The following is a 22,849-nucleotide window of genomic DNA, read 5'->3' as shown; positions in this document are numbered from 1 at the left end:
GGAGTCATCATGACCGAAGCCGAATTCCTGGCACTCGCCGCGCAGGGCTACAACCGTATTCCCCTGACGCTCGAGACCTTTGCCGACCTCGACACACCGCTGTCGATCTATCTCAAGCTCGCCAACGAAGCCAACACCTACCTGCTCGAATCCGTGCAGGGCGGTGAGCGTTTCGGGCGCTATTCCATCATCGGCCTCAAGGCCAACACGCGCATCGAAGTGCGCGGCCGCAACGTGCTGCTGCTGTCCAACGACCGCATCGTTGAGCGACGCGATTTCGGCGATCCGCTGGCCTATGTCGCCGAATACATGCAGCGCATCAAGGTGCCTCCGCGCTTCAACGCGCCGAAGTACTGCGGCGGCCTCGTCGGCTGTTTCGGCTACGACACCATCCGCTATATCGAGCCCAAGCTGGCAAAGCACACGCCGGCCGACCCGCTTGAAGTGCCCGACATCCTGCTGCTGCTGTCCGAAGAGATTGCGATTGTCGACAACCTCTCGGGCAAGCTGACCCTCGTGGTGTATGCCGAGCCCGAAGTACCCAATGCGTATCAGCACGCGCAGAAGCGCCTGAAAGAGCTGATCGCCAAGCTGCGTCAGCCCGTCGCGATTCCCGCTGACGTACGCGCTGTGCCGGCACCCGCTGTGTCCAGTTTCGGCGAAGAAGCATTCAAGGCTGCAGTGCTGCGCGCCAAGGAGTACATCGTCGAAGGCGACATCATGCAGGTCGTGCTGTCGCAGCGCATGAGCAAGCCTTTCGCAGCGAGCCCGCTGGCGCTCTACCGCAGTTTGCGCGCGCTCAACCCGTCGCCCTACATGTTCTATTTCAACTTCGAGGAATTCCAGGTCGTCGGCGCTTCGCCCGAAATCCTCGTCAAGCTTGAAGAAGATGGCGGCGAACAGATCGTCACCGTGCGCCCCATCGCCGGCACGCGCAAACGCGGTGCCACACACGAGGAAGACCTCGCGCTGGAGAAGGATCTGCTGTCCGACCAGAAGGAGCTTGCCGAACACCTGCAGCTGCTTGACCTCGGACGCAACGACGTCGGTCGTGTTGCCGCCACCGGTACCGTCAAGGTCACCGAACGCTTCACCATCGAACGCTATTCGCACGTGATGCACATCGTGTCCAACGTTGAAGGCGTGCTGCCCAAGGACACGGATCGTCGTAACGCTGCGCTCGCCGTGCTGCGCGCTACTTTCCCGGCCGGTACTGTGTCTGGCGCGCCGAAGGTGCGCGCGATGGAAATCATCGACGAGCTCGAACCCGTCAAGCGTGGCATCTACGCAGGCGCCGTGGGCTACGTCGGCTTCGACGGCGATGTGGATGTGGCCATCGCGATCCGTACCGCCGTCATCAAGAATGGTCAGCTACACGTGCAGGCCGGCGCCGGCATCGTCGCTGACTCCAACCCTGATTCCGAATGGCAAGAGACCCTCAGCAAGGCGCGCGCGGTGATCCGTGCGGCCGAGCTTGCAGAGTCCGGTCTTGATACCTCATTCGAATAAGGAGTTCGCCATGCTGCTGATGATCGACAACTACGACAGCTTTACCTACAACCTCGTGCAGTACTTCGGCGAACTTGGTGCCGATGTGCGCGTGTATCGCAACGACCAGATCACCCTGCAACAGATCGAAGCGCTCAACCCCGCCAAGATCGTGATCTCGCCCGGACCCTGTTCGCCGAACGAGGCGGGCATCTCTGTGCCGACGATCAAGCATTTCGCCGGCAAGCTGCCCATCCTCGGCGTGTGCCTTGGCCACCAGAGCATCGGTGCCGCTTTTGGCGGCAAGATCGTGCATGCCAAGAAACTCATGCACGGCAAGACCTCACAGATCCAGCACAGCAACGTGGGCGTCTTCCATGGCCTGCCACAGCCCTTCACGGCGACCCGTTATCACTCACTGGCCATCGAACGTGAAACCTGCCCGGACTGCCTGGAGGTGACTGCCTGGACTGACGACGGAGAAATCATGGGCGTGCGCCACAAGACGCTGCAGATCGAGGGCGTGCAGTTCCACCCGGAATCCATCCTCACCGAGGGCGGGCATCATATGCTGAAGAATTTTTTGGAGATATGAATGTTTTTTCGATCTGGAGCCGGGATACGTGACGCTGAAAAACAATCGCCGATCGGTAGAGCGACCTGGGTGGCGAGTAGCGCGGCTACAACAGGTTTCTGTCTATTTGTGTTGCTATCCGGATGCGCGCAATCCCCACTCAAGAAAGCGCCCCCTGACGCAGTCGCTTCTGATGCGATCGTCATTCAAGATGATTGGGCGACCGCTCTTTTAAGCCGCGAAAACTACTTTCAAGAGATGGGGCGGTGCTTTCGTCTTGGGGAAAAAGCGTCACAGTCGTTGACTTTCATGGATGACCTCAAGAAGTTCCCCGAGTCGACGAATGTATTGAAGGCTTTTAGCAGACCCGGATCCTCCAGTGTTTTTCTTGTGCGCGGCGACTCCGGTGTTTGTGTGGCATACACCCAGGGTGGATTCCCCATTATCCCGCTTAGTGCATTCGCCAAGACTATCGAGTTGAAGGGCTTGCCTCAGGACGTATCAAATGACTGGAATAAGCAGATAGCTCTTGCTCTGGCCCGGAATGGAAAAGTCACGGTCAAGTATGTTTTTCCAAATAATTGGAGCGCATTTGTCGATTATTGGTTTGAGCAAAATTCACCAAGACTCTTTTATAAATTACAAGACAACTTTGCTATCGATAACAAGAATCAACGCTTTGACTTGCAGTTCACCAACGGCTTGATGACCTCTGTGATTTCAAGTCAGTATGGTGGGCCAAAGAACAGCAAGACTTATTTTTGAGGGGCCCGCGTGTTGCAAGGGCACAGTGGCGGTGGTCGGTTTGATGCCCCGGAGTTTTTGCAGCAAGCAGTGTGAACCTTAGTTACAACTGTCCCGGATTCCACTTCGCAGCATTCGGGGCTACACAATACGGAGTGCTGGACATGGGCCCTCAGGCCGCATTGCAACGCGTAATTGAACATCGCGAAATCTTCCATGATGAAATGGTCTCGCTGATGCGACAGATCATGTCGGGTGAGGTGTCGCCTGTCATGATCGCCGCCATCCTCACCGGCCTGCGTGTGAAGAAGGAAACCATCGGCGAGATCGCCGCAGCGGCCAGCGTGATGCGCGAGCTGTCGACCAAGGTGCCGGTGAAGGATCCGCTGAACGTGGTCGACACCTGTGGCACGGGTGGTGATGGTTCGCATACTTTCAACATCTCGACAGCGTCGATGTTCGTCGCCGCCGCAGCAGGCGCCAAGGTCGCCAAGCATGGCGGTCGTGCTTCCTCTTCGCTGTCGGGTTCAGCAGATGTGCTCGAAGCGCTGGGCGCGAAGATCACGCTGACGCCGGAGCAGGTAGGCGCCAGTGTTGATGAGGTTGGCATCGGCTTCATGTTCGCGCCGAATCACCACAGTTCGATGAAGCACGCAGCACCCGTGCGTCGCGAGCTGGGCGTGCGCACCATGTTCAACATCCTCGGCCCCCTGACCAATCCGGCCGGTGCGGCGAATCAGTTGATGGGCGTATTCCATCCCGATCTGGTTGGCATCCAGGTGCGCGTTCTGCAGCGTCTGGGTAGCCGCAACGTGATGATCGTGCACGGCATGGACGGGCTCGACGAGCTGTCGATTTCGGCACCGACGCTGGTGGGTGAATTGCGTGGCGGCGAAGTGCGCGAGTACCGCATCAGCCCCGAAGACGTGGGCCTGCCGATGCATGGCATTTCCGCCCTCAAGGTAAACAGTGTCGAAGCCTCGCGCGACATGCTGATAGCCGCTATCGAAGGCAAGAACCTGGCTGCGCGCGACATCGTGGCTTTCAACGCTGGCGCAACCCTCTATGTGGGTGGCGTTGCAGACAGCCTCGCCAATGGTGTGGAGCGTGCCCTCGCAGCGATTGCTGATGGTGCTGCGCGACGCAAACTCGATGAATTTCTCGCGCGCAGCGCGGCAGCCTGAGCGGAACACGCATGTCGGACATTCTCCAGAAAATCCTCGCCACCAAGCGCGTGGAAATCGAAGCCGCCGAGGCGCAACTCTCTCGCGAGGACATCGTCGAAGAGGCGCGTGACGGTGTGCCCACGCGCGACTTCGTTGGCGCCATCCGCAACAGGATCGCAGCAGGCAATGCGGCAGTGATCGCCGAAGTGAAGAAAGCCAGCCCGTCTAAAGGTGTGCTGCGCGAACACTTTGTGCCCGCCGAGATTGCGCAGTCGTACGAGCGCGGAGGCGCAGCCTGCCTGTCCGTGCTGACGGATCGCGATTATTTCCAGGGCTCGCCCGAGTACCTGCAGCAGGCACGCGAAGCCTGTTCGCTTCCCGTGCTGCGCAAGGATTTCATCATCGACACCTATCAGGTGTTCGAAGCCCGCGCGATGGGGGCGGACTGCATCCTGCTGATCGTGGCAGCCTTCCTGCCGCCCGATGGCACGGTGAACAGTGCGACGACGCGTGCTGCGCTATCCCACTTGCTGGAGCTGGAGCAACTGGCGCACGACCTCGGCATGGCCGTGCTGGTGGAAGTGCATGGCGCCGAAGAGCTCGACATCGCACTGCAGATGACGACGCCGTTGCTGGGCATCAACAACCGCAATCTGCGCACCTTCGAGGTCTCGCTCGACGTGACCTTGTCCCAGTTGTCGCGCATCCCCTCCGACCGCATTGTCGTGACCGAGAGCGGCATCCTCGGTGCGGCAGATGTTCAGCGCATGCGCAGTGCCGACGTGCACGCCTTCCTTGTGGGCGAGGCGTTCATGCGTGCCGACGAACCGGGCACGCAGCTGGCAGCGTTGTTTGCCTGAAAGTTGTGTCGTCCTACGTTGCGGCCAGTCGCCCAGTATTGCCGGGGGAAGCTTTACTGGGTGTCGAGGAACATGGACTCGCCGCCGGCCGGCGCAAGCTGGCTGCGTGCCTTGATGCGGCGGGCAGGGTTGGTGTCCCACACGACGGTGTCGTCCACGGCATATAGCCAGCACTGCTCACTCTGGCGCTCACACCAGGTCAGCGCGTATTCCAGTGAGCCCGGGCCGATCCAGTAGCGCGCACGACCTTCCTGGGTGATCACGATTGCACGGGGCGCAGGCTTTTCGAGGAAGGCCTGGTAAGCAGAAATGTTCCCCGGGGAGAGTGGCACGGCTGCGAGATCGCTGATGGTGGCATAACCGCTCGCTTTCGGCGCGCGGAGATTCTGCAGTTTGCCTTGTGCCGCGGCTGCCTGAGGCGCTTCGGCTGCCGTCGCAACGTTCCAGACGACGCGTTCATCGACCGCGTACAGATAGCAGATTTCCCCTTTGGCAAGCAGCGAGCAGTGCGTCAACGCGTCATTCGCTGCGGAAGCACCCGTTTTGTAAGACCACGCCCCGGTTGGCGCAATGGCAAAGGCACGTGGTCGAACCGGCGTGTTCAGGAAGCGCTGATAGCCGACGACACCGCTGTTGCTGATAAAGGGAATACGTGTGACATCGGTAAGCAACGCCTCTTCGGTGCTGGGGGCGTTGCGCTCGCTTGAGGGCGCAGGTGTCGCTTGTGCGGAGGCAGCTTTCAGCTCACCTGCTGTGACCCAGGCAATATCCGGAAAGACGGGCTTGCGAGCAGTTTGTTTGCGCTGGATCTCTTTCGCCGTGCGCTGCAGATTGGCGAGGCGCTGTACGCTGATTTTGTGCTCTGGCATCAGATCACGCAGTTCTGATGCATCGGATGCCGTGGCCAGATGGAGCCAGATACGCGTAGCACGTGGCAGATCATAGCCAGCTCTTACGAGTACATAGCCGGCAAGGTAGTCCGCTTCAAGGCGTGCTGATGCAGCATCGCGTTGCAGGTGAGCGGGCAGGAGCTTATAGGCCAGACTGGTGGCGAGAAGCAGGGCCACTTCATCGTCGTTCCGGGCGTAACGTAGCAGGCCTGTGCTGAGCACCAAGCGGTCCGCTTCCGCGCGAGCGATCAAACCTGGTTGCGGCAGCAGGGTGATGGGCATGTTGCACATCATTTGTGGGCGTGCCGCAATCTGCATTTCCGCTCCGTCTCGCAGAATACTCAGGTTGAGTTCATCGTTGACGACCTCGGTTGCTGCGGAGCGTTTCAGGCCCCAACCTGGCTCGATTGGCGTGTTGCTCAGTTTCTCGGAGATGCCCAGCAGTCGATCCTGTGGCGTGATGTCCCCACTACCCCAGAGTGGGCTGCCTGGCGGAATGGTCAAAAAACGGAGTTGATCAGCCTGAGGCGCAAAGTATTCGCTGAGGGCGGGTTGCAGCGACGCCGGCATGTCTCGCAAGCGTCGCGGAATGGCGCCCAGGCTATACATACGGTTACTGCTGCAATACGGGCTGGCTGCCAGCAGCAGCCGATAGCCCAAGGTATCCGCGCGCCGCAGGTCGGCGAGATGACTTTCTGCTGTGAAACTGCGCAAGCTGCTGCGAGCTTGCTCCAGCTCGCTGGCGGAAACCCCCTCAAGTGCGAAAGCCTCCGCAGCAAGCAGGGAGGCCGCAACCGCCAGAGCAACCGCAAAAAACGGCAGCCGGTGAGCACGAAAAATTTCTGATCTGAGCACGGAACCGGGCGAGCAGAGTCGCTCGCAGCTTCTTCAAAGGGCTCAGAGTATGCGCGTCAGGGCGTGGCCGGCGCAACCGCGGCCCGCCCATTCCAGCTGGAAACGTGCCGTATGGCGCATAGACTGCGCCACTTGCTCAGGAGTCGCCGCCGCCGTCGCCGCCGCCATCGCCGCCGCCGCCGCCGTCGCCACCATCTCCACCATCTCCACCGCCGTCGCCGCCTCCATCACCACCGCCGCCACCGTCACCACCATCAGTCATGATGCGGGATCCCTTTGCGTTCAAGCGGGCTTGCCGGGCACTCCTTACGCTCAACATGAGGTTCCAGTTATGACTGGCAACTTCTTGTTCTTGCGTTTCTGCTGTGACTTCGCTGGTCATGCTCTTGTTCATTGTTTCTCCCGTTTAGGTTTCATTGCATGCTGGGTGCGGAAACCCAGAGCCTGTCTTACGTTACGCCAAATAAATATGCCATGCAAAAATCGTATTGGTGGCGCTACTTTTGTAGAAAGTCTTGTTCGCTAGCTCTCATGGGCAATTGATCCCTTCGTGAAATCCGTTGCGATGCTTCTTTGCTCCAGACCACAACGTCATCAACGGCGTAAAGCCAGCAGCCGATTGGACTTGCCTCACAGTATCTCAAGGCGTTTTCCATTGCCGATGTGCCAACCCAGTACTTCGACGTACCGCCATCCAGCACTACGAACGTTCGGGGCGCAGGTTTTGCGAGGAATGCGCGATAGGCTCCCAGCTCGCTCTCAACGATTGGCACCGCCTCAATATTCTGGATGTTGGCGTATTGACTAGAGATCGGTTTTTCTCTTGCGGGCTCTACAGGTGATGTCCTGATGCTTGGTTCCGGCATGCGCTGGGATTGCGCTGGTACCCATACGACCTCTTCGTCCAGGGCATAGAGCTGGCAGAACGGCCCACCCAGGCGTTTTTCGCAGTCCACGATTGCATCGACGGCGGCATTAGGTCCAAACCGGAGCGACCAGCCCCATTTCCCATTGCTCGAATGACGGCCAATGACGAAGGCTCGCGGGCGCAGAGGCGTGTCGAGGAATCGTTGGTAGCCCGCTATTCCTTGAGCATCCACAAAAGGAATGCTGGCTAGGTCATAGAGTCGAGCGTCTCCCCCGGCTGGTGTGGCTGAGTTCTCCATGGTGCTGTCTGGCGCGCTGCCTGCGTTTTTCGGGATGAGGCGTGAGTCAGCCGGCATTCTCAAGTGAGCATGTGCGGGCACGACCCTCTTGGCTGCCAGTTGCATCTGTTTGATTTCGTCTTGGGCGCGTTTTAGCGTAGCGCTATGGAGTGCCGAATCATTGAAAGCAGGTTTTTGCGAGCCAATCAGGGTTTCAGCCAGATTCAGTTTGTGCCATGCGTTCTGAGCACGTATCAAATTGAATCCTGCCCCATGCAGTAGGAATGCCGACAGATAGTCAGCGTTGCGTTCTCGTGCCGCCCCAGTCATCTGGCTTGGAGAGAGCCAGTGTCCGATTCTTTGTGCCACAACGAGAGCGAGTTCGTCGTCCAGTTGCAACTCTCGGAGTACCCGGAGCGAAACCCTGAGTTCGTTACGCTCGACTGACGCACTCAGTGTGTTGGACGAAACCAGGGCGGGCGTCAGCTTGCAGATGACATCCGGTTCCACCGAGCGCTTGTGTGCTTCTCGGCCGTGCACAAAGGTAATTTGGATCGGGTTGCTGACCTGAAGGGTCATGGCTTGTACGCTACGATCGAGGAACCAGCCAAACCGGCTGGATCTCTTGACATCCCTATCCTGGATGGTGATCTCCTGCAATAGATCCCCCTCCGCCACGCCAATATTGGCGAGTGGGCTACCGCCGAGCACATGATGGAAGCGTGGAAGCGTGGAAAGTGGCCCACTTTCTATGAATGCGGGCCGCAGGTCTGCGGGTAAATCGCTTGCGACAACGGGAGGAATGCCGATGGATTCCACTTGGGCGTCGCGGCAATAGGGGGCTGCAGTTCTGAGGAGCCGGTAAGTTACGCGCTCCAGGCGTTTCAGGTCGTTCAGGTAGTTGGTCAGTGCGAATGCACGGGCGTCGAGCTCTGCCTGTCTCAACTCCTGCGCGCTCGGGGCTTCCGCTGCGAGCGCCAACCTTGGGATTGCCAAGCCTGCGACCGCCCAGATCAGGGCTGTGCGACACATTGTTGGAATGAGCGCTGACAGCAGTTGGCCTCGCAACACGTCTTCTCCCGAACGAAAGGCGCTCCATGCGCCAGAATTGCCCGCGATGGTGGCATGCGGGCAATTTCGGAGCAAGCTGCCTGCTGGGGCAGCTTTCTGCGTTCAGGCGCCTGCGGTTTCGCCGCGGGCGTGCAGAACGCTCTGGACGAGTTCGGCGAGGGAGTCGGCCTGCATCTTTTCCATGACGCGCGCGCGGTGGACTTCGACAGTCTTGATCGAAATACCCAGTTCGTCGGCAATCTGCTTGTTGAGGCGGCCGGCGACGATGAGGTCGAGCACTTCGTGTTCACGCGGGGTGAGCTGTTCGATGCGGCGTTGGGCTTCGGCGCCAGCGCGGCGGTTGGCGTTCTCCAGGCGGTCGCGCTCAAGGCATTGCTCGATGAGGTTGAGCATGTCCTGATCATGGAAGGGCTTTTCGATGAAGTCGAAGGCGCCTTTCTTGAGGGCGGTGACGGCCATGGGCACGTCGCCGTGGCCCGTAATGAAGATGACGGGCAGGGTGGAGTGCATGGCGTTGAGCTTTTCGTGCAGCTCAAGTCCGCTCATGCCGGGCATGCGGATGTCGAGGACGAGGCAGCCGGAGAGCTGAGGCGTCCAGATTTCTAGGAAGGCTTCGGCCGAGGGATAGGAGGCGACCTTGAGTCCCGTGGACTCGAGCAGCCAGACCAGGGAGTCGCGCAGGGCGTCGTCGTCGTCGATGATATGGACGAGTTGCGAGCGGGCGGCTTCAGCTGTCTGCGAGGGATTGTGGTTGGGATTCAGGCTCAAGATGGGTCTCCAGAGGCAAGGTGAACTTGAAGATACTCCCGCCGGCGGGGTTTGGGTCAACCCAGAGTCTGCCGTTGTGGAATTCGATGATGGAGCGGCAAATGCTGAGTCCCATGCCCATGCCTTCGGCCTTGGTGGTGTAAAAGGCGGCAAACAATCGTTCGCGGTCGGCTTCGGCAACGCCGTGGCCGAGGTCGGTGACACGCACTTCGACCATGCCATCGTGCTGATCGGCCTGCACCGTGACGACGCGGCGTTCGGGTGGCTGGTTGATCTCGGCTTCGGCGGCGTTCTTGACGAGGTTGAGCAGAACCTGCTCGATCATGATGCGGTCAGCAAACACTGGCGGCAGGTCGTCGTCGATCCAGGATTCGATGCGTACGCCCAGGCGCTGGGCTTCGATCTCGGCAATGCCCAGGGCGTCCTCCGCGATGTCGGTCAGGGCGACGGCGGCGCGGCGTGGCTCGCTCTTGCGGACGAAGTCACGTACGCGACGGATGATGTGGCCGGCGCGAGCCGCTTGGGCATTGGCTTTTTCCATCGCGCCGAGGATGTCTTCGTGGCGGTACTCGCCGCTCTTCATGCGATTGACGCAGCCGCGGGCGTAGTTGGCGATGGCGGACAGCGGCTGGTTGAGCTCGTGGGCGAGGGTGGAGGCCATCTCGCCCATCGTGATGAGGCGCGAAGTGCTGGCCAGACGCGCTTCCTGCTCGCGGTTGAGCTCTTCGATCTGTTTGATCTGGCTGATGTCGGTCGCGACGGCGAGGCGCACGACGCGGCCGTCGACCCAGAGGGTGGCGCGCTCGCGGACGTGGAACCAGTGACCGGTGACGGGATGCTGCAGCTCGCCGTCGAAGAGTTCGCGAGGGAGGTCACTGGTTTGGAGGTGGCGCGGATCAATGCTGTAGTCGCCAAGCTCGGGGCGCGGGATGGCGAGGCCGTCGTGGCCAAGCAGGGCGCTGTCGTCGTCGCGGCGAAGGAAGGCCCGGTTGGCGTAGAGCACTTCGTCGTTGCTGACGTCGACGACGTAAACCGCGGCGTCGAGGCCATCCAGCACGGCCGTGAAACGCTCGTAAGCGCCTTCCAGCTCGCCGCGGATGCGACGGGACTCAGTGATGTCGGTCATGGCGGTCATCCAGCCGGTTTGCACGCCATCGGCGTTGACCAGTGGAGACTCCAGCAGGCGTACGTCCAGCACGCTGCCGTCCGGGCGCTGGATGCGGCTGTCGAAGCCTTCGCGTGGCGCCTTGCCGGAAAGGCACAGGGCCAGGTTGTGCCAGTTTTCGCGATGGGCGTCTGGCGGCCAATATACAAAGGGCGGCTCGGAGCCAACCAGCTCCTCAGCGCGGCGGCCGGTGATCTCGCAGAAGGCACGATTGACGTAGATGGTGCGGCCCTTGAGGTCGATGGCGCGCAGGCCCGTCGAGACCGATTCTTCCATGGCCTTGCGGAATACCGTTTCGGCGCGCAAGGCGTCTTCGGTGGCCCGGCGTTGCGAGACATCGTGCGCAACCGCGTAGATCATGCCATCCGTGTCGCCCGGGTTGGCGCTCCAGGACAGCCACTTGTAACTGCCGTCCCCGCAGCGGCAGCGCACCTCGAAGCTGGCCGCCCGGCCTTCACTCAGAGCGGTCATGGCATCGCGCACGCCGGAGAGGTCGTCCGGATGGACGAGTGACACAATCGGCTTCTCCGGCAGCACATCGGGCCGCTGCCCGAGCACGTTCAGGAAGGCCGGATTGGCACGCTTGATGCGCCCATCCTTGCCGAAGATGCAGAGCAGGTCGAGCGATAGCGCAAAGATCTGGTCGAGCTCGCGCGCAACGGCCTCCATACGCAATTGCTGGTCGCGCGCCATCCACAGCCCCCAGCTGGCGACGCCGAGCAGGGCCAGGATCAGCAGACCGGACATGGCGTCGACGTTCGGGTCACCCGGCCGGGCCAGAGATCGGTTGGCGATCCAGACCAGACCGATCAGCACGGCGATCGCGATGATGATCAGCGCCAGCGAGGGCGCGCGATGTTCGATCCCCGGCGACCTGTCCAGCAGGGTGTCAGGCTGAGGCCGCTTCGATTTATCGGTGAGGACGGAGGACTGAGGGCGCATGGCGCAGGACCGCGCGGTATGTCTCGGGCATGGGGCAGGGCGTCATTCTGCGGGATGGGCGCCGCGACGGCGCAAATTTGTGCCGGGCATGATGCACTCGCTTAAGCCATTCGGAGCTTGTTGCAGCGCAACATATTGTTTTTAAAAAGAAAAGTTGATGGCGCCATTGATATTTCTTGTTGCGCCCTATGGATGCGTGTTTTATATTGTGAAATTGCTCGTGGTGCCAGCGTGATCCGCAGCACCGCCAATAACTGAGCGGGCCGAGATACCCCCATCCGGCTGGCCGTTTAACACCCATAAGAGGAGAAGCAAGATGGCAGAGATGCCTCACGTGCTCCTGCAATCCGATCCGGATTCGCGAGAGACCCAGGAGTGGCTGGAAGCGCTCGACGCAGTGATTGCCCAGGAAGGTCCTGAGCGTGCCCATTATCTCATCGAGCGCCTCATCGACGCCGCCCGTGAAGACGGCATTGATCTGCCCTACAGCGCCACGACGGCTTATCTGAACACCATCCCCGCTGACAAACAGCCCAAGTATCCGGGCGATGTTGCGCTGGAGGAGCGTATCCAGGCCTACCTGCGCTGGAACGCCATGGCCATGGTGGTGCGCGCCAACAAGCACACCAACGTTGGCGGCCACATTGCTTCGTACGCTTCGTCTGCGTCGCTCTATGACGTGGGCTTCAACTGGTTCTGGAATGCCCCGCACAACGATCACGGCGGCGACCTCATTTTCTTCCAGGGTCACTCCATTCCCGGCGTCTATGCGCGCGCCTTCCTGCTCGGTCGCCTGACCGAAGAGCAGCTCGACAATTTCCGTCAGGAAGTCGGCGGCAAGGGCCTCTCGTCCTACCCGCACCCCTGGCTGATGCCGGACTTCTGGCAGTTCCCGACCGTGTCGATGGGTCTGGCGCCGCTGCAAGCCATCTATCAAGCGCGCTTCATGAAGTACCTCGAAGCACGCGGCCTCACCAAGACGGCGAACCGCAAGGTCTGGGCCTTCATGGGCGACGGCGAAATGGACGAAGTCGAATCGCTCGGCGCCATCGGCGTGGCCGGTCGCGAGAACCTCGACAACCTCGTCTTCATCATCAACTGTAACCTGCAGCGTCTCGACGGTCCGGTGCGCGGCAATGGCAAGATCATCCAGGAACTCGAAGGCGAGTTCCGCGGTGCTGGCTGGAACGTCATCAAGCTCGTCTGGGGCACGCACTGGGATGCGCTGCTCGCACGCGACACCAAGGGCATCCTCAAGCGCCGCATGATGGAAGCCATCGACGGCGACTACCAGACCTTCAAGGCCAAGGATGGCGCCTACGTTCGCGAGCACTTCTTCAATACGCCCGAATTGAAGGCACTGGTTGCCGACTGGACGGACGACGATATCTGGCGCCTCAACCGCGGCGGCCACGATCTGTTCAAGATCTTCTCGGCCTACAAGGCTGCAACCGAACACAAGGGTCAGCCGACCCTGATCCTTGCCAAGACCATCAAGGGTTATGGCATGGGTGATTCGGGCGAAGCGCAGAACACCAGCCACCAGCAGAAGAAGATGTCGCTGGAATCGCTCAAGGCGATGCGTGACCGCTTCAGCATCCCGGTGTCGGACGAGAACATCGAGTCCATGCCCTACATCAAGTTCGAGGAAGGTTCGCCCGAACTCGAATACATGCGCAAGCGCCGCATGGACCTTGGTGGTTACCTGCCGGCACGTCGTACGAAGGGCGATTCGCTGACGGTGCCCGAGCTGTCCGCATTCGACGCGCTGTTGAAGGCATCGGGCGAAGGCCGCGAGATCTCCTCGACGCAAGCCATCGCTCGTATCTTCAACGTCATCCTCAAGGACAAGAACATCGGCAAGTACGTTGTGCCGATCGTCGTGGATGAGTCGCGCACCTTCGGTATCGAAGGCATGTTCCGCCAGTACGGCATCTGGAACCAGAAGGGTCAGCAATACGTTCCGCAAGACCATGACCAGCTCATGTTCTACAAGGAAACGACCAACGGCCAGATCATGCAGGACGGCATCAACGAAGCCGGTGCCATGGCTGACTGGATCGCTGCCGCCACGGCTTACTCGGTGCATGGCGTGCCGATGATCCCGTTCTACATCTTCTACTCGATGTTCGGCCTGCAGCGCACGATGGACCTGTGCTGGGCAGCGGGCGACTCGCGCGCACGCGGCTTCCTCATCGGCGGCACCGCCGGCCGCACGACGCTCAACGGCGAAGGCCTGCAGCACGAAGACGGTCACTCGCACGTGCTCGCACACACCATCCCGAACTGCGTCTCGTACGATCCGACCTTCGCGTATGAAGTCGCGGTGATCTTCCAGGACGGCCTGCGTCGCATGTACCAGGAACAGGAAGATGTGTACTACTACATCACCGTCATGAACGAGAACTACGAGCACCCGGACATGCCGGCTGGCGCCGAAGCCGACATTCTCAAGGGTCTCTACAAGTTCAAGGATGGTGCCAAGAGCAAGGGCCCGCGCGTGCAGCTCATGGGTTCGGGCACGATCTTCCGCGAAGTCATCGCGGCAGCCGAACTGCTCAGGAACGACTGGGGTGTCGAGTCCGACATATGGGGCGCACCGAGCTTCAACGAGCTGGCCCGCAACGGTCAGGACGTCGCGCGCTGGAACATGCTGCACCCATTGGAAGAAAAGCGCGTCTCGCACGTCGAAACCAAGCTCAAGGGTACGCAAGGTCCGGTCGTGGTCGCCACGGACTACATCCGCCTGTATGCCGAGCAGATCCGCCCCTACGTGCCGAACAAGTACGTGGTGCTGGGTTGCGACGGCTATGGCCGTTCGGACACGCGTGAGAAGCTGCGTCACCACTTCGAAGTCAACCGCTACTGGGTCACCGTGGCGGCGCTCTCGGCACTGGCCGAAGAAGGCAAGGTCGACCGCGAGAAGGTTGCGGCAGCACTGGTCAAGTATTCGCTTGACCCGAACAAGCCCAACCCCATGTCGGTCTGATAGCGGCCCACCGAGAGGAAACGAGACAAATGAGCCAACTCATCGAAGTGAAAGTCCCCGATATCGGTGACTTCAAGGATGTGCCGGTCATCGAAGTGTTCGTCAAGGCTGGCGACAGCATCAATGTTGACGACGCACTGATCACGCTGGAAACCGACAAGGCCACCATGGACGTGCCCAGCACGGCTGCTGGTGTCATCAAGGAGCTGCGCGTCAAGGTCGGCGACAAGCTCACCGAAGGCAGCGTGATCCTGATCCTGGAAGCGGCTGGTGCTGCGGCAGCGGCGCCCGCCCCGGCATCTGCCCCTGCCGCAGTTGCATCGGCGCCTGCGCCCGCTGCAGCGTCCGCACCCGCACCCGCACCGGCTCCCGCAGCGGCTGCTGGCCCGGTCGGCCTCGTCGAACTGAAGGTGCCGGATATCGGTGACTTCAAGGACGTGCCCGTCATCGAAGTGTTCGTGAAGGTCGGCGACGTCATCAAGGCGGACGAATCGCTCGTCACGCTGGAGTCCGACAAGGCCACGATGGAGGTGCCCGCTTCGGTGGGTGGGGTGGTCAAGGAAGTGCGCGTCAAGGTCGGTGACCGCATCGGCGAAGGTGGCGTGGTCGCTGTGGTGGAGGCTGCAGGTGCTGCCGCTACCGCGCCGGCCCCTGCAGCCGCAGCTCCCGCCCCGGTGGCCGCACCGACGCCTGCGCCGGCTCCTGCCGCAGCACCGGTTGCCGCAGCATCCGCGGCTGTTGCCACGGCCCCGGCTGGCAAGGCCCACGCAAGCCCCTCCGTGCGTCGTTTTGCACGCGAACTGGGTGTCGATGTCAGCCTCGTGCCCGGCACGGGTCCGAAGGGCCGAATCCTTCAGGAAGACGTGCAGAACTTCATCAAGGGTGTCATGGCGCAAGTCGCTTCCGGCGGCCTGCAACAGACCCCGGCTGGTACCACGGCGGGTGGCAACCTCGGTGGCCTCACCGTGTTGCCCTGGCCCAAGGTCGACTTCAGCAAGTTCGGCGCAGTCGAATCGCAACCGCTGTCGCGCATCAAGAAGATCAGCGGCGCCAACCTGCATCGCAACTGGGTCGTCATCCCGCACGTCACCAACCATGACGACGCGGACATCACCGACCTCGAAGCCTTCCGCGTGCAGATGAACAAGGAGCTGGAGAAGAGTGGCGCCAAGCTCACCATGCTTGCGTTCATGATCAAGGCTGCAGTGGCTGCGCTGAAGAAGTTCCCGAACTTCAATGCTTCGCTCGACGGCGACAACCTGGTGCTGAAGAAGTACTACCACATCGGTTTCGCTGCCGACACGCCTAACGGCCTGGTTGTGCCGGTGATCCGCGATGCGGACAAGAAGGGTGTCATCGAGATCGCCAAGGAAATGGGCGACCTCGCCAAGCTCGCACGCGACGGCAAGCTCAAGCCCGACCAGATGCAGGGTGGATGCTTCTCGATCTCGTCGCTCGGTGGTATCGGCGGTACGTATTTCACGCCGATCATCAACGCGCCCGAAGTTGCGATCATGGGTGTCTGCAAGTCCGCCACCAAACCGGTGTGGGACGGCAAGGCCTTCGTGCCGCGCCTGATCCTGCCGCTGTCGCTGTCCTGGGATCACCGTGTGATCGACGGTGCTGAAGCCGCGCGCTTCAACACCTACTTTGCCGGCGTGCTGCAGGACTTCCGTCGCGTACTGCTCTAAAGGCAGCGAGGAGTAAGGAGAGAGGAGTGATGAGTTAAAGCATGCGGGTTGCACAGCAACCCGGAAATTTTCCTCCTCACTCTTAACTCCTCTCTCCTCACTTGAAGCTATGACCACACTCGCCGTTGCCCGCAAGGATGGATTTGTCGCCATCGCCGCTGACAGTCAGACGACTTTCGGCGACATGCGCCTGTCGTCCGCCTACAAGCGTGACCACGACAAGCTCCTGCAGGTGGGTGAGTCGTGGATCGGTGTGTGCGGCAGTTCAGCGCATCATCTTGTGCTGATCAGTGCGTTCCAGGAGCTGGGTGAGGCGGACCTGTCGAGCCGCGAAGCGGTGTTCGATACCTTCCGCCGCCTGCACCCCGTGCTCAAGGAACACGCCTACCTCAACCCCAAGGAAGACGACGACGATCCTTACGAGTCCTCACAACTCAGTTGCCTGATTGCCAATGCATCGGGCATCTACGCGGTGTACTCGTATCGTGAAGTCTTCGCCTTCGACCGCTTCTGGGCGGCCGGGTCGGGGCGAGCTTATGCACTGGGCGCGATGTACGCTGCCTACAACGCGCAGGTGTCGGCTGAAGAGATTGCAAAGCTCGGCGTTCGCGCCGGGATGGAATTCGATACAGCCAGCGGTGGACCCATCGTGTCGTATGCGATGGCGCTGGACGTGAATATTGGTGCTTGATCAGAAATCTGGCCCACGGAGAACACAATGAGCCAACTCGTAGAAGTGAAAGTCCCGGATATCGGTGATTACAAGGGCGTGCCCGTCATCGAGGTGTTCGTCAAACCCGGCGACACCATCGGCATCGACGACCCGATTGCCTCGCTGGAATCGGACAAGGCCACCATGGAAGTACCTTCCACCGCTGCCGGTGTGATCAAGCAGGTGCTGGTCAAGGTCGGCGACCGCGTCAGCGAAGGCTCAGTGCTGATCAATGTTGAAGCCGTCGTTGGCGGCGCTGCCGAGGCTCCCAAGCCCGCAGCCGCCCCGGCGCCTGCACCCGCACCGGCTGCACCCGTCAGCGCCCCTGTTGCGGCAGGCAGCTACGCAGGCAAGGTGGATATCGAAACCGAAATGCTGGTGCTCGGCGCCGGCCCCGGCGGTTACTCCGCTGCCTTCCGCTCTGCCGACCTCGGCATGAAGACCGTGATGGTCGAGCGTTACGCCACCCTGGGCGGTGTCTGTCTCAACGTCGGTTGCATCCCGTCCAAGGCGCTGCTGCACGTGGCCGCCGTGATGGAAGAGGCCTCGCACTTCGCAGACGTGGGCGTGGCTTTTGCCGCCCCCAAGGTTGATCTCGACCGCCTGCGTGCGCACAAGGAAAAGGTCATCAGCAAGCTCACAACGGGCCTTGCCGGCATGGCCAAGGCACGCAAGGTCGAGCTGGTGCGCGGCTATGGCAACTTCCTCGATGCCAACCACCTCGAAGTTGAAATGACGGGCGGTGCCGGCCAGGACCGCACGGGCGAGAAGAAGGTCGTCAAGTTCCAGAAGTGCATCATCGCGGCTGGCTCGTCCGTCGTGAAGCTGCCCTTCATCCCCGAAGACCCGCGCATCGTCGACTCGACCGGCGCGCTCGAACTGCGCCAGATCCCCAAGCGCATGCTTGTGATCGGCGGCGGCATCATCGGTCTCGAAATGGCGACGGTGTATTCCACGCTGGGTGCGCGCATCGATGTCGTCGAAATGGCCGATGGCCTGATGGCCGGCCCGGATCGCGATCTGGTGAAGGTGTGGGAGAAGCAGAACCTGCATCGTTTCGACAAGATCATGCTGAAGACGCGCACCGTCGGTGTCACGGTTCGTCCTGACGGCATCCTCGTCAAGTTTGAAGGCGAACAGGCTCCTGCTGACGAGCAGAAGTACGACATGGTGCTGGTGGCCGTCGGCCGCAGCCCCAATGGCAAGAAGATCAGCGCCGAGAAGGCTGGCGTGGCAGTGACCGACCGCGGCTTCATCAACGTTGACAAGCAGCAGCGCACCAATGTCCCGCACATCTTCGCCATCGGCGACATCGTCGGCCAGCCCATGCTGGCGCACAAGGGCGTGCATGAAGCCCACGTTGCGGCTGAAGTCGCTGCGGGCGAAAAGCGCTACTTCGACGCATCGGTGATTCCGGGCGTCGCCTACACCGAGCCGGAAGTGGCCTGGGTCGGTGTCACCGAAGCCGAAGCCAAGGCTGCCGGTCGCAAGATCGGTGTTGGCAAGTTCCCGTGGGCCGCGTCGGGTCGCGCGATTGCCAACGGCTGCGACTACGGCTTCACCAAGCTGATCTTCGACGAAGAGACGCACCGCATCATCGGTGGCGGCATTGTCGGCCCCAACGCCGGCGACATGATTGGCGAGATCGCGCTGGGCATCGAGATGGGTGCTGACCCTGTCGACATCGCCAAGACCATTCACCCGCACCCGACGCTGGGCGAATCGATTGGTATGGCGGCTGAGGTGTTTGAAGGCACGTGTACTGACCTGCCTCCGATGAAGAAGAAGTAAGCAGTAACTGCTTCAACGAAAAGGGCTGCCAGCGGGCAGCCCTTTTTTTGCGTCGTTCACTTTCGCCGTCATTCCCGCGAACGCGGGAATCCACAGGCACGCCGCAGGCGTGTGGTTGTGCAGTTGGTTGTGGTGCGGGGTTGAAGAACCGCCTTTGCTGGCGCAAAGGTCCTCTGGATTCCGCGATTACCCTCTCCCCCAACCCCTCTCCCGCAAGCTGGAGAGGGGAGCGTCAAGCAGCTTCGCTTGTTGTAAAGCTGGCGGGAATGACGAGAGAGGGGGCTCAGCCGGAAGCTAGCTCTCCACGCGACGCCGCACGCAGCACCGATTCAAATTCACCAATCACCGCATCCCAGGTGATGGGCTCGACACGGCTGCGAGCGCGGCTGCGCACATGCTGGCGCAGTACGCTCTCGTCGGCCATGCGGCGGGCGGCTGCAATGAAGGCCTCTTCGTCGCGTACCGGAGCTGTGAGCCCGTGTTCGTTTTGCGTGATGAGCTCTGCTGCTGCAGCATCGTGGTAAGCGACAACAGCAAGGCCGCTGGCCATGGCTTCGGGCACGACGTTGCCATAGGTCTCGGTGAGGCTGGGGAACAGGAAGATGTCGGCGCTGGCGTAGTGCGCCGCTAGTTCCTCGCCACGTTTGGCGCCGGTAAAGACGTGATCAGGGTGCTGCTGCGCGAGCTTGCTGCGTGACGGTCCATCGCCGACCCAGACCATCTTTGCGTCCGGATGTTTTGCCTTGATGGCAGCGAAAGCGCGAGCAGCAAGATCGAGATTCTTCTCGGGCGCCAGGCGGCCCACGTTGAGCACGACCAGCGCGTCGTCGTCCGCTCCCCAGCTGCTGCGCAGTTCGGCGCTGCGCTTTGCAGGATCGAACAGGCGGGCGTCGACGCCACGTCCCAGCACGCGTGCTCCCGGCACTTTGTTGCGCGTCAGGCTGTCGACCAGCACGCGCGTGGGTGCCATGGTCGATACCGTGCGGCGGTGGAAGCGACGCAGTACGGCGCTGACGATGGGGCCGACAATCCCCGCGCCATAGTGTTTGCTGTAGCCGTCAAAATGCGTGTGGTAGCTCGATGTGACCGGCAGGCCCAGCTTGCGCGCCTGATTGAGCGCTGACCAGCCTAGCGGGCCTTCAGTCACTGCATGCACGACATCGGGACGCTGGTGCTCCCACAGTCGGCGCAGCGTGCCATCGGCGGGCAGGCCGAACTGCAGCCCCTTGTAGCCGGGGATCGGCAGCCCCTTCACGAGCACGTCGTTGTGTGACGCGTCCTTTGTGTCGTGCCCCTGGCGGGGACGCACGACCTGTACGCTGTGGCCTCGACTGCGCAGCCCCTCGACAAGGCGCGACACCGTCATCGCAACGCCATTCACTTCAGGTGGCCAGGTTTCCGTGACGAGGGTGACGCGCAACCTGTCGTTCATGTGAGCAGTTCTCCAGTGATGACACAGGTCCAGATGGCGACGACATTGACTAGGGAGATCAGTACCGCAGCACTGCCGATGTCCTTGGCGCGCTTGGAGAGGTTGTGCTTCTCCAGGCCGACACGATCCACGGTGGCCTCGACTGCCGAGTTGAGCAGTTCGACGATCAGCACCAGCAACACACTGCCGATCATCAGCGCGTGCCCGAGGCCCGAAACGGGAAGGAAGATGGCGACCGGTAGCAGGATGGCAGCCAGCAACACCTCTTGCCGGAAGGCATCCTCCAGTCGGTAGCACTCGCGAAGACCATCGATCGAGTAGCCGAAAGCGTTCAACAACCGTGTGATGCCTGTCTTGCCTTTGAAGGGGCTTTCCATTTTTTCTCCGTCTGCCGGGGCGGACACTTGCTGGGGTGAGCGGGTAGGCGGTGCCATGGTGATGACTCAGGGCTGCGTGATCGCGACGGTACTGCCTGAACTGGCGGAGCGGCGCGTGCTCAGCAGCGAGCGGTAAAGCTCGGCGAGACGTCCCGTCAGCGCGCTGTCGGACCACTGCCCGGCCCAGGCCAGGCCCTTGCTGCGCATCTCTTCGCGCAGTTGGGGGTTGCGCATCACACGCACCAACTCTTTGGCGAAGGTCTCAAGGTGCATCGGCGGCGCAATCGCGCCGGATTCCGGCGTCAGGATGTCGCACGTCCCCATCTCGGCGATGGCGATGACGGGCAGGCCCGCAGCCATGGCTTCGAGCAGCACAAGCCCCTGGGTCTCAGTGCGCGAGGCGAAGACGAACGCATCGGCCGCGGCGTAGCAATCCGGCAGTTCGGTGTGGCGATCGAGATAGCCGACGAAGCGCGCCGAATTGTTGAGCCCGAGGCTGTGCACGCGATCCTTGAGGTGATCGAGTGCGGGGCCCTCACCGGCAATCAGCAGCAGCAGGTCAGGCACGCTTGTCAGTGATTCGCGCAGTACGTCGATCAGGAAGTCGATGTTTTTTTCATGCGCGGCGCGCCCTACGTAGAGCGCCACAGGGCGATCATCTGCAATGTCGTAGTGGGCACGGAAGCGGCTGCGTTGTCCGGCATGAAAGCGGCTCAGCGGAATGCCCGTCGGCAGCACATGCATGGGTCGTGTCACACCGTACTCGCGCAAGCGTTCCGCCATGGGCGAGGAGGGCACGATCACTGCATCCAGCCCATTGCACTGCGAACGTGAGATGCGACGCGCCAGGCCCTTCAGCCAGGACGAGGGCACGCCCTTGGCATAGTGGTGCAGGTATTCCTCGAACAGCGTGTGATAGCTCGCCGTGACCGGCAGGCCGAAAGCCCGCGCGGCGGCCATGCCCGCGCCATGGGCACAGAAGGGCGTCTGGATGTGCACCACGTCGCAATCGCGTGCAGCCTCAAGCGCCGCCTTGCGAAAGCGCGAGGGCAGCACAAAGCGGTCTTCCGGGTCCATAGGCACCCGCCACGAAGGTAGCCGTGTGAAGCCCGGCTCGCTCGCCTCGCCGTCGTATTGCGGTGCAATCAGCACACTGTCGATGCCGATGTGCGATAGCTGCTGCCGGTAAGTCTGGATCGCCGTCGACACCCCGTTGACGCGGGGAAAGTAGACATCGGACAGCATGAGCACGCGCATCAGGTTTCTCCTGCCAGCAGTTCTTCTTCGGTTTTGGAATCAGTCGCCAGGGCTTCGCGCCAGGCAACGAGCTCAAGCCGTCCGTCCAGGTGCTCGACGATGCCGGTGCAGCTGTCGACCCAGTCACCGCAGTTCACATAGGTCAGCCCCTCCACCTCGCGGATCGCCGCCCAGTGGATGTGGCCACAGATCACGCCATCCAGTCCGCGCGACTGGGCGCTGTGAATCACGCTCTCTTCAAAGTCGAAGATGAACTGCAGCGCCGTCTTCACTTTGCGTTTGGCATAGGCTGCCAGCGACCAGTAACCCACCATGCCCAGTTGGCGCCGCACCCAGGACAGCCAGACGTTCAAGCGCACCAGCAGGTTGTAGGAGATGTCGCCCAGCACGGCGACCCACTTGTGGTAGCGCGTCACCTGATCGAACTCGTCGCCATGCACGAGCAGATAGCGCTTGCCATCGGCTGCGGTGTGCACCCATTCACGTTCGAGGCGAATGCCGCCGAAATCCGTGCCGCAGTAGTCGCGCAGCGCTTCGTCGTGATTGCCGGGGATGAAGATGATCTCTTCGCCATGCCGCGCACGGCGCAACATTTTCTGCACCACCGTGTTCTGGGCCGGGCTCCAGTTGATCGAGCGCTTCATCGCCCAGAAGTCGATGATGTCGCCGATCAGGAACACCTTGTCGGCCGGGTGTTCACGCAGGAAGTCGAGAAGTCGTTCAGCCTGGCAAGCACGCGTGCCGAGGTGAATGTCCGAGAGAAAGAGAGACCGTACGCGGGGCATGCGGCGCATTCTCGCGAGCAATTGTTGCGTTTTGATGATGGTTCAAAGAGCGTCGCAACATTCCACACTGTCCGGCCAGGAGACGCCTGCGTGAACAGAAGCTCGTCAGACCCCAATGCCGGTGCATTCGAACGCATCGACACACGC

Annotated in this window: 18 protein-coding genes; 9 read left to right on the top strand and 9 right to left on the bottom strand. The window is 61.4% G+C overall.

Features of this window, described 5'->3' with window-relative positions:
- The first annotated feature begins 9 nt into the window (after window positions 1-9).
- The 5 genes from trpE to trpC all read left to right on the top strand — a co-directional run bounded on the left by trpE (window position 10) and on the right by trpC (window position 4,832).
- Complete coding sequence (trpE, locus tag ABEA02_RS17675; RefSeq protein ID WP_345534424.1) at window positions 10-1,509, top strand: anthranilate synthase component I; 1,500 nt, start codon at window positions 10-12, stop codon at window positions 1,507-1,509.
- Window positions 1,510-1,519: 10 nt separating this feature from the next.
- On the top strand, window positions 1,520-2,083 hold the full coding sequence (locus ABEA02_RS17670; protein WP_345534423.1) for an anthranilate synthase component II: 564 nt from the start codon (window positions 1,520-1,522) through the stop codon (window positions 2,081-2,083).
- On the top strand, window positions 2,084-2,827 hold the full coding sequence (locus ABEA02_RS17665; protein WP_345534422.1) for a hypothetical protein: 744 nt from the start codon (window positions 2,084-2,086) through the stop codon (window positions 2,825-2,827).
- Window positions 2,828-2,970: 143 nt separating this feature from the next.
- Window positions 2,971-3,990 carry an anthranilate phosphoribosyltransferase gene (gene trpD / locus ABEA02_RS17660; protein WP_345534421.1) on the top strand — a complete coding sequence of 340 codons (1,020 nt, stop codon included), beginning with the start codon at window positions 2,971-2,973 and terminating at the stop codon, window positions 3,988-3,990.
- An 11-nt stretch (window positions 3,991-4,001) separates the two neighbouring features.
- The gene (gene trpC / locus ABEA02_RS17655; RefSeq protein WP_345534420.1) at window positions 4,002-4,832 is read left to right on the top strand and encodes an indole-3-glycerol phosphate synthase TrpC; all 831 of its coding nucleotides are present in this window, start codon (window positions 4,002-4,004) and stop codon (window positions 4,830-4,832) included.
- Window positions 4,833-4,885: 53 nt separating this feature from the next.
- Here trpC and ABEA02_RS17650 read toward each other — a convergent pair whose 3' ends face one another.
- From ABEA02_RS17650 to ABEA02_RS17630, 5 genes are all read right to left on the bottom strand, one after another.
- A complete protein-coding gene (locus ABEA02_RS17650) occupies window positions 4,886-6,331 on the bottom strand; it encodes a M48 family metalloprotease (RefSeq protein ID WP_345534419.1) in 1,446 nt (481 codons plus the stop codon).
- A gap of 288 nt (window positions 6,332-6,619) precedes the next feature.
- The gene (locus ABEA02_RS17645) at window positions 6,620-6,832 is read right to left on the bottom strand and encodes a hypothetical protein (RefSeq protein WP_345534418.1); all 213 of its coding nucleotides are present in this window, start codon (window positions 6,830-6,832) and stop codon (window positions 6,620-6,622) included.
- 242 nt (window positions 6,833-7,074) lie between these two features.
- A complete protein-coding gene (locus tag ABEA02_RS17640; RefSeq protein WP_345534417.1) occupies window positions 7,075-8,793 on the bottom strand; it encodes a M48 family metalloprotease in 1,719 nt (572 codons plus the stop codon).
- Window positions 8,794-8,895: 102 nt separating this feature from the next.
- Complete coding sequence (locus ABEA02_RS17635) at window positions 8,896-9,561, bottom strand: response regulator transcription factor (RefSeq protein WP_345534416.1); 666 nt, start codon at window positions 9,559-9,561, stop codon at window positions 8,896-8,898.
- The gene (locus ABEA02_RS17630; RefSeq protein WP_345534415.1) at window positions 9,521-11,668 is read right to left on the bottom strand and encodes a PAS domain-containing sensor histidine kinase; all 2,148 of its coding nucleotides are present in this window, start codon (window positions 11,666-11,668) and stop codon (window positions 9,521-9,523) included. Before ABEA02_RS17630 ends, ABEA02_RS17635 begins: the two co-directional genes overlap by 41 nt.
- A gap of 316 nt (window positions 11,669-11,984) precedes the next feature.
- On the opposite strand from ABEA02_RS17630, the gene aceE reads away from it, so the two are divergent.
- From aceE to lpdA, 4 genes are all read left to right on the top strand, one after another.
- Window positions 11,985-14,657, top strand: coding sequence for a pyruvate dehydrogenase (acetyl-transferring), homodimeric type (gene aceE / locus ABEA02_RS17625; RefSeq protein ID WP_345534414.1), 2,673 nt, complete (start codon window positions 11,985-11,987; stop codon window positions 14,655-14,657).
- Between the two features lie 29 nt (window positions 14,658-14,686).
- Complete coding sequence (gene aceF, locus ABEA02_RS17620) at window positions 14,687-16,348, top strand: dihydrolipoyllysine-residue acetyltransferase (protein WP_345534413.1); 1,662 nt, start codon at window positions 14,687-14,689, stop codon at window positions 16,346-16,348.
- A gap of 109 nt (window positions 16,349-16,457) precedes the next feature.
- The gene (locus tag ABEA02_RS17615) at window positions 16,458-17,039 is read left to right on the top strand and encodes an Ntn hydrolase family protein (protein ID WP_345534412.1); all 582 of its coding nucleotides are present in this window, start codon (window positions 16,458-16,460) and stop codon (window positions 17,037-17,039) included.
- Window positions 17,040-17,066: 27 nt separating this feature from the next.
- Complete coding sequence (gene lpdA, locus ABEA02_RS17610; RefSeq protein ID WP_345534411.1) at window positions 17,067-18,851, top strand: dihydrolipoyl dehydrogenase; 1,785 nt, start codon at window positions 17,067-17,069, stop codon at window positions 18,849-18,851.
- A gap of 283 nt (window positions 18,852-19,134) precedes the next feature.
- Here the strand turns inward: lpdA and ABEA02_RS17605 are convergent, their stop codons facing one another.
- The 4 genes from ABEA02_RS17605 to ABEA02_RS17590 form a co-directional block, all read right to left on the bottom strand.
- On the bottom strand, window positions 19,135-20,283 hold the full coding sequence (locus ABEA02_RS17605; RefSeq protein WP_345534410.1) for a glycosyltransferase family 4 protein: 1,149 nt from the start codon (window positions 20,281-20,283) through the stop codon (window positions 19,135-19,137).
- Entirely contained in the window at window positions 20,280-20,660 is a 381-nt protein-coding gene (locus tag ABEA02_RS17600; protein ID WP_345534409.1) for a diacylglycerol kinase, read from the bottom strand. The genes ABEA02_RS17605 and ABEA02_RS17600 overlap by 4 nt, the downstream gene beginning before the upstream one ends.
- A gap of 66 nt (window positions 20,661-20,726) precedes the next feature.
- Entirely contained in the window at window positions 20,727-21,917 is a 1,191-nt protein-coding gene (locus tag ABEA02_RS17595; protein WP_345534408.1) for a glycosyltransferase, read from the bottom strand.
- Entirely contained in the window at window positions 21,917-22,702 is a 786-nt protein-coding gene (locus ABEA02_RS17590; protein WP_345534407.1) for a UDP-2,3-diacylglucosamine diphosphatase, read from the bottom strand. Before ABEA02_RS17590 ends, ABEA02_RS17595 begins: the two co-directional genes overlap by 1 nt.
- Window positions 22,703-22,849 lie beyond the last annotated feature (147 nt).

The sequence above is a fragment of the Viridibacterium curvum genome (assembly GCF_039544165.1).
GTDB classification, from domain to species: Bacteria; Pseudomonadota; Gammaproteobacteria; order Burkholderiales; family Rhodocyclaceae; genus Viridibacterium; species Viridibacterium curvum.
The sequence above is the reverse complement of the archived record's forward strand: the minus strand, read 5'-3'. Positions and strand labels throughout refer to the sequence as shown.

Coding starts and splice junctions, on each gene's coding strand:
- ABEA02_RS17595 (WP_345534408.1), bottom strand. CDS start 21,917: ATGCGCGTGCTCATGCTGTCCGATGTCTACTTTCCCCGCGTCAACGGG.
- ABEA02_RS17630 (WP_345534415.1), bottom strand. CDS start 11,668: ATGCGCCCTCAGTCCTCCGTCCTCACCGATAAATCGAAGCGGCCTCAG.
- ABEA02_RS17605 (WP_345534410.1), bottom strand. CDS start 20,283: ATGAACGACAGGTTGCGCGTCACCCTCGTCACGGAAACCTGGCCACCT.
- ABEA02_RS17665 (WP_345534422.1), top strand. CDS start 2,084: ATGTTTTTTCGATCTGGAGCCGGGATACGTGACGCTGAAAAACAATCG.
- ABEA02_RS17650 (WP_345534419.1), bottom strand. CDS start 6,331: ATGTATAGCCTGGGCGCCATTCCGCGACGCTTGCGAGACATGCCGGCG.
- trpC (WP_345534420.1), top strand. CDS start 4,002: ATGTCGGACATTCTCCAGAAAATCCTCGCCACCAAGCGCGTGGAAATC.
- ABEA02_RS17645 (WP_345534418.1), bottom strand. CDS start 6,832: ATGGTGGTGACGGTGGCGGCGGTGGTGATGGAGGCGGCGACGGCGGTG.
- ABEA02_RS17590 (WP_345534407.1), bottom strand. CDS start 22,702: ATGCCCCGCGTACGGTCTCTCTTTCTCTCGGACATTCACCTCGGCACG.
- ABEA02_RS17670 (WP_345534423.1), top strand. CDS start 1,520: ATGCTGCTGATGATCGACAACTACGACAGCTTTACCTACAACCTCGTG.
- aceF (WP_345534413.1), top strand. CDS start 14,687: ATGAGCCAACTCATCGAAGTGAAAGTCCCCGATATCGGTGACTTCAAG.
- trpD (WP_345534421.1), top strand. CDS start 2,971: ATGGGCCCTCAGGCCGCATTGCAACGCGTAATTGAACATCGCGAAATC.
- ABEA02_RS17615 (WP_345534412.1), top strand. CDS start 16,458: ATGACCACACTCGCCGTTGCCCGCAAGGATGGATTTGTCGCCATCGCC.
- aceE (WP_345534414.1), top strand. CDS start 11,985: ATGGCAGAGATGCCTCACGTGCTCCTGCAATCCGATCCGGATTCGCGA.
- trpE (WP_345534424.1), top strand. CDS start 10: ATGACCGAAGCCGAATTCCTGGCACTCGCCGCGCAGGGCTACAACCGT.
- ABEA02_RS17600 (WP_345534409.1), bottom strand. CDS start 20,660: ATGGAAAGCCCCTTCAAAGGCAAGACAGGCATCACACGGTTGTTGAAC.
- lpdA (WP_345534411.1), top strand. CDS start 17,067: ATGAGCCAACTCGTAGAAGTGAAAGTCCCGGATATCGGTGATTACAAG.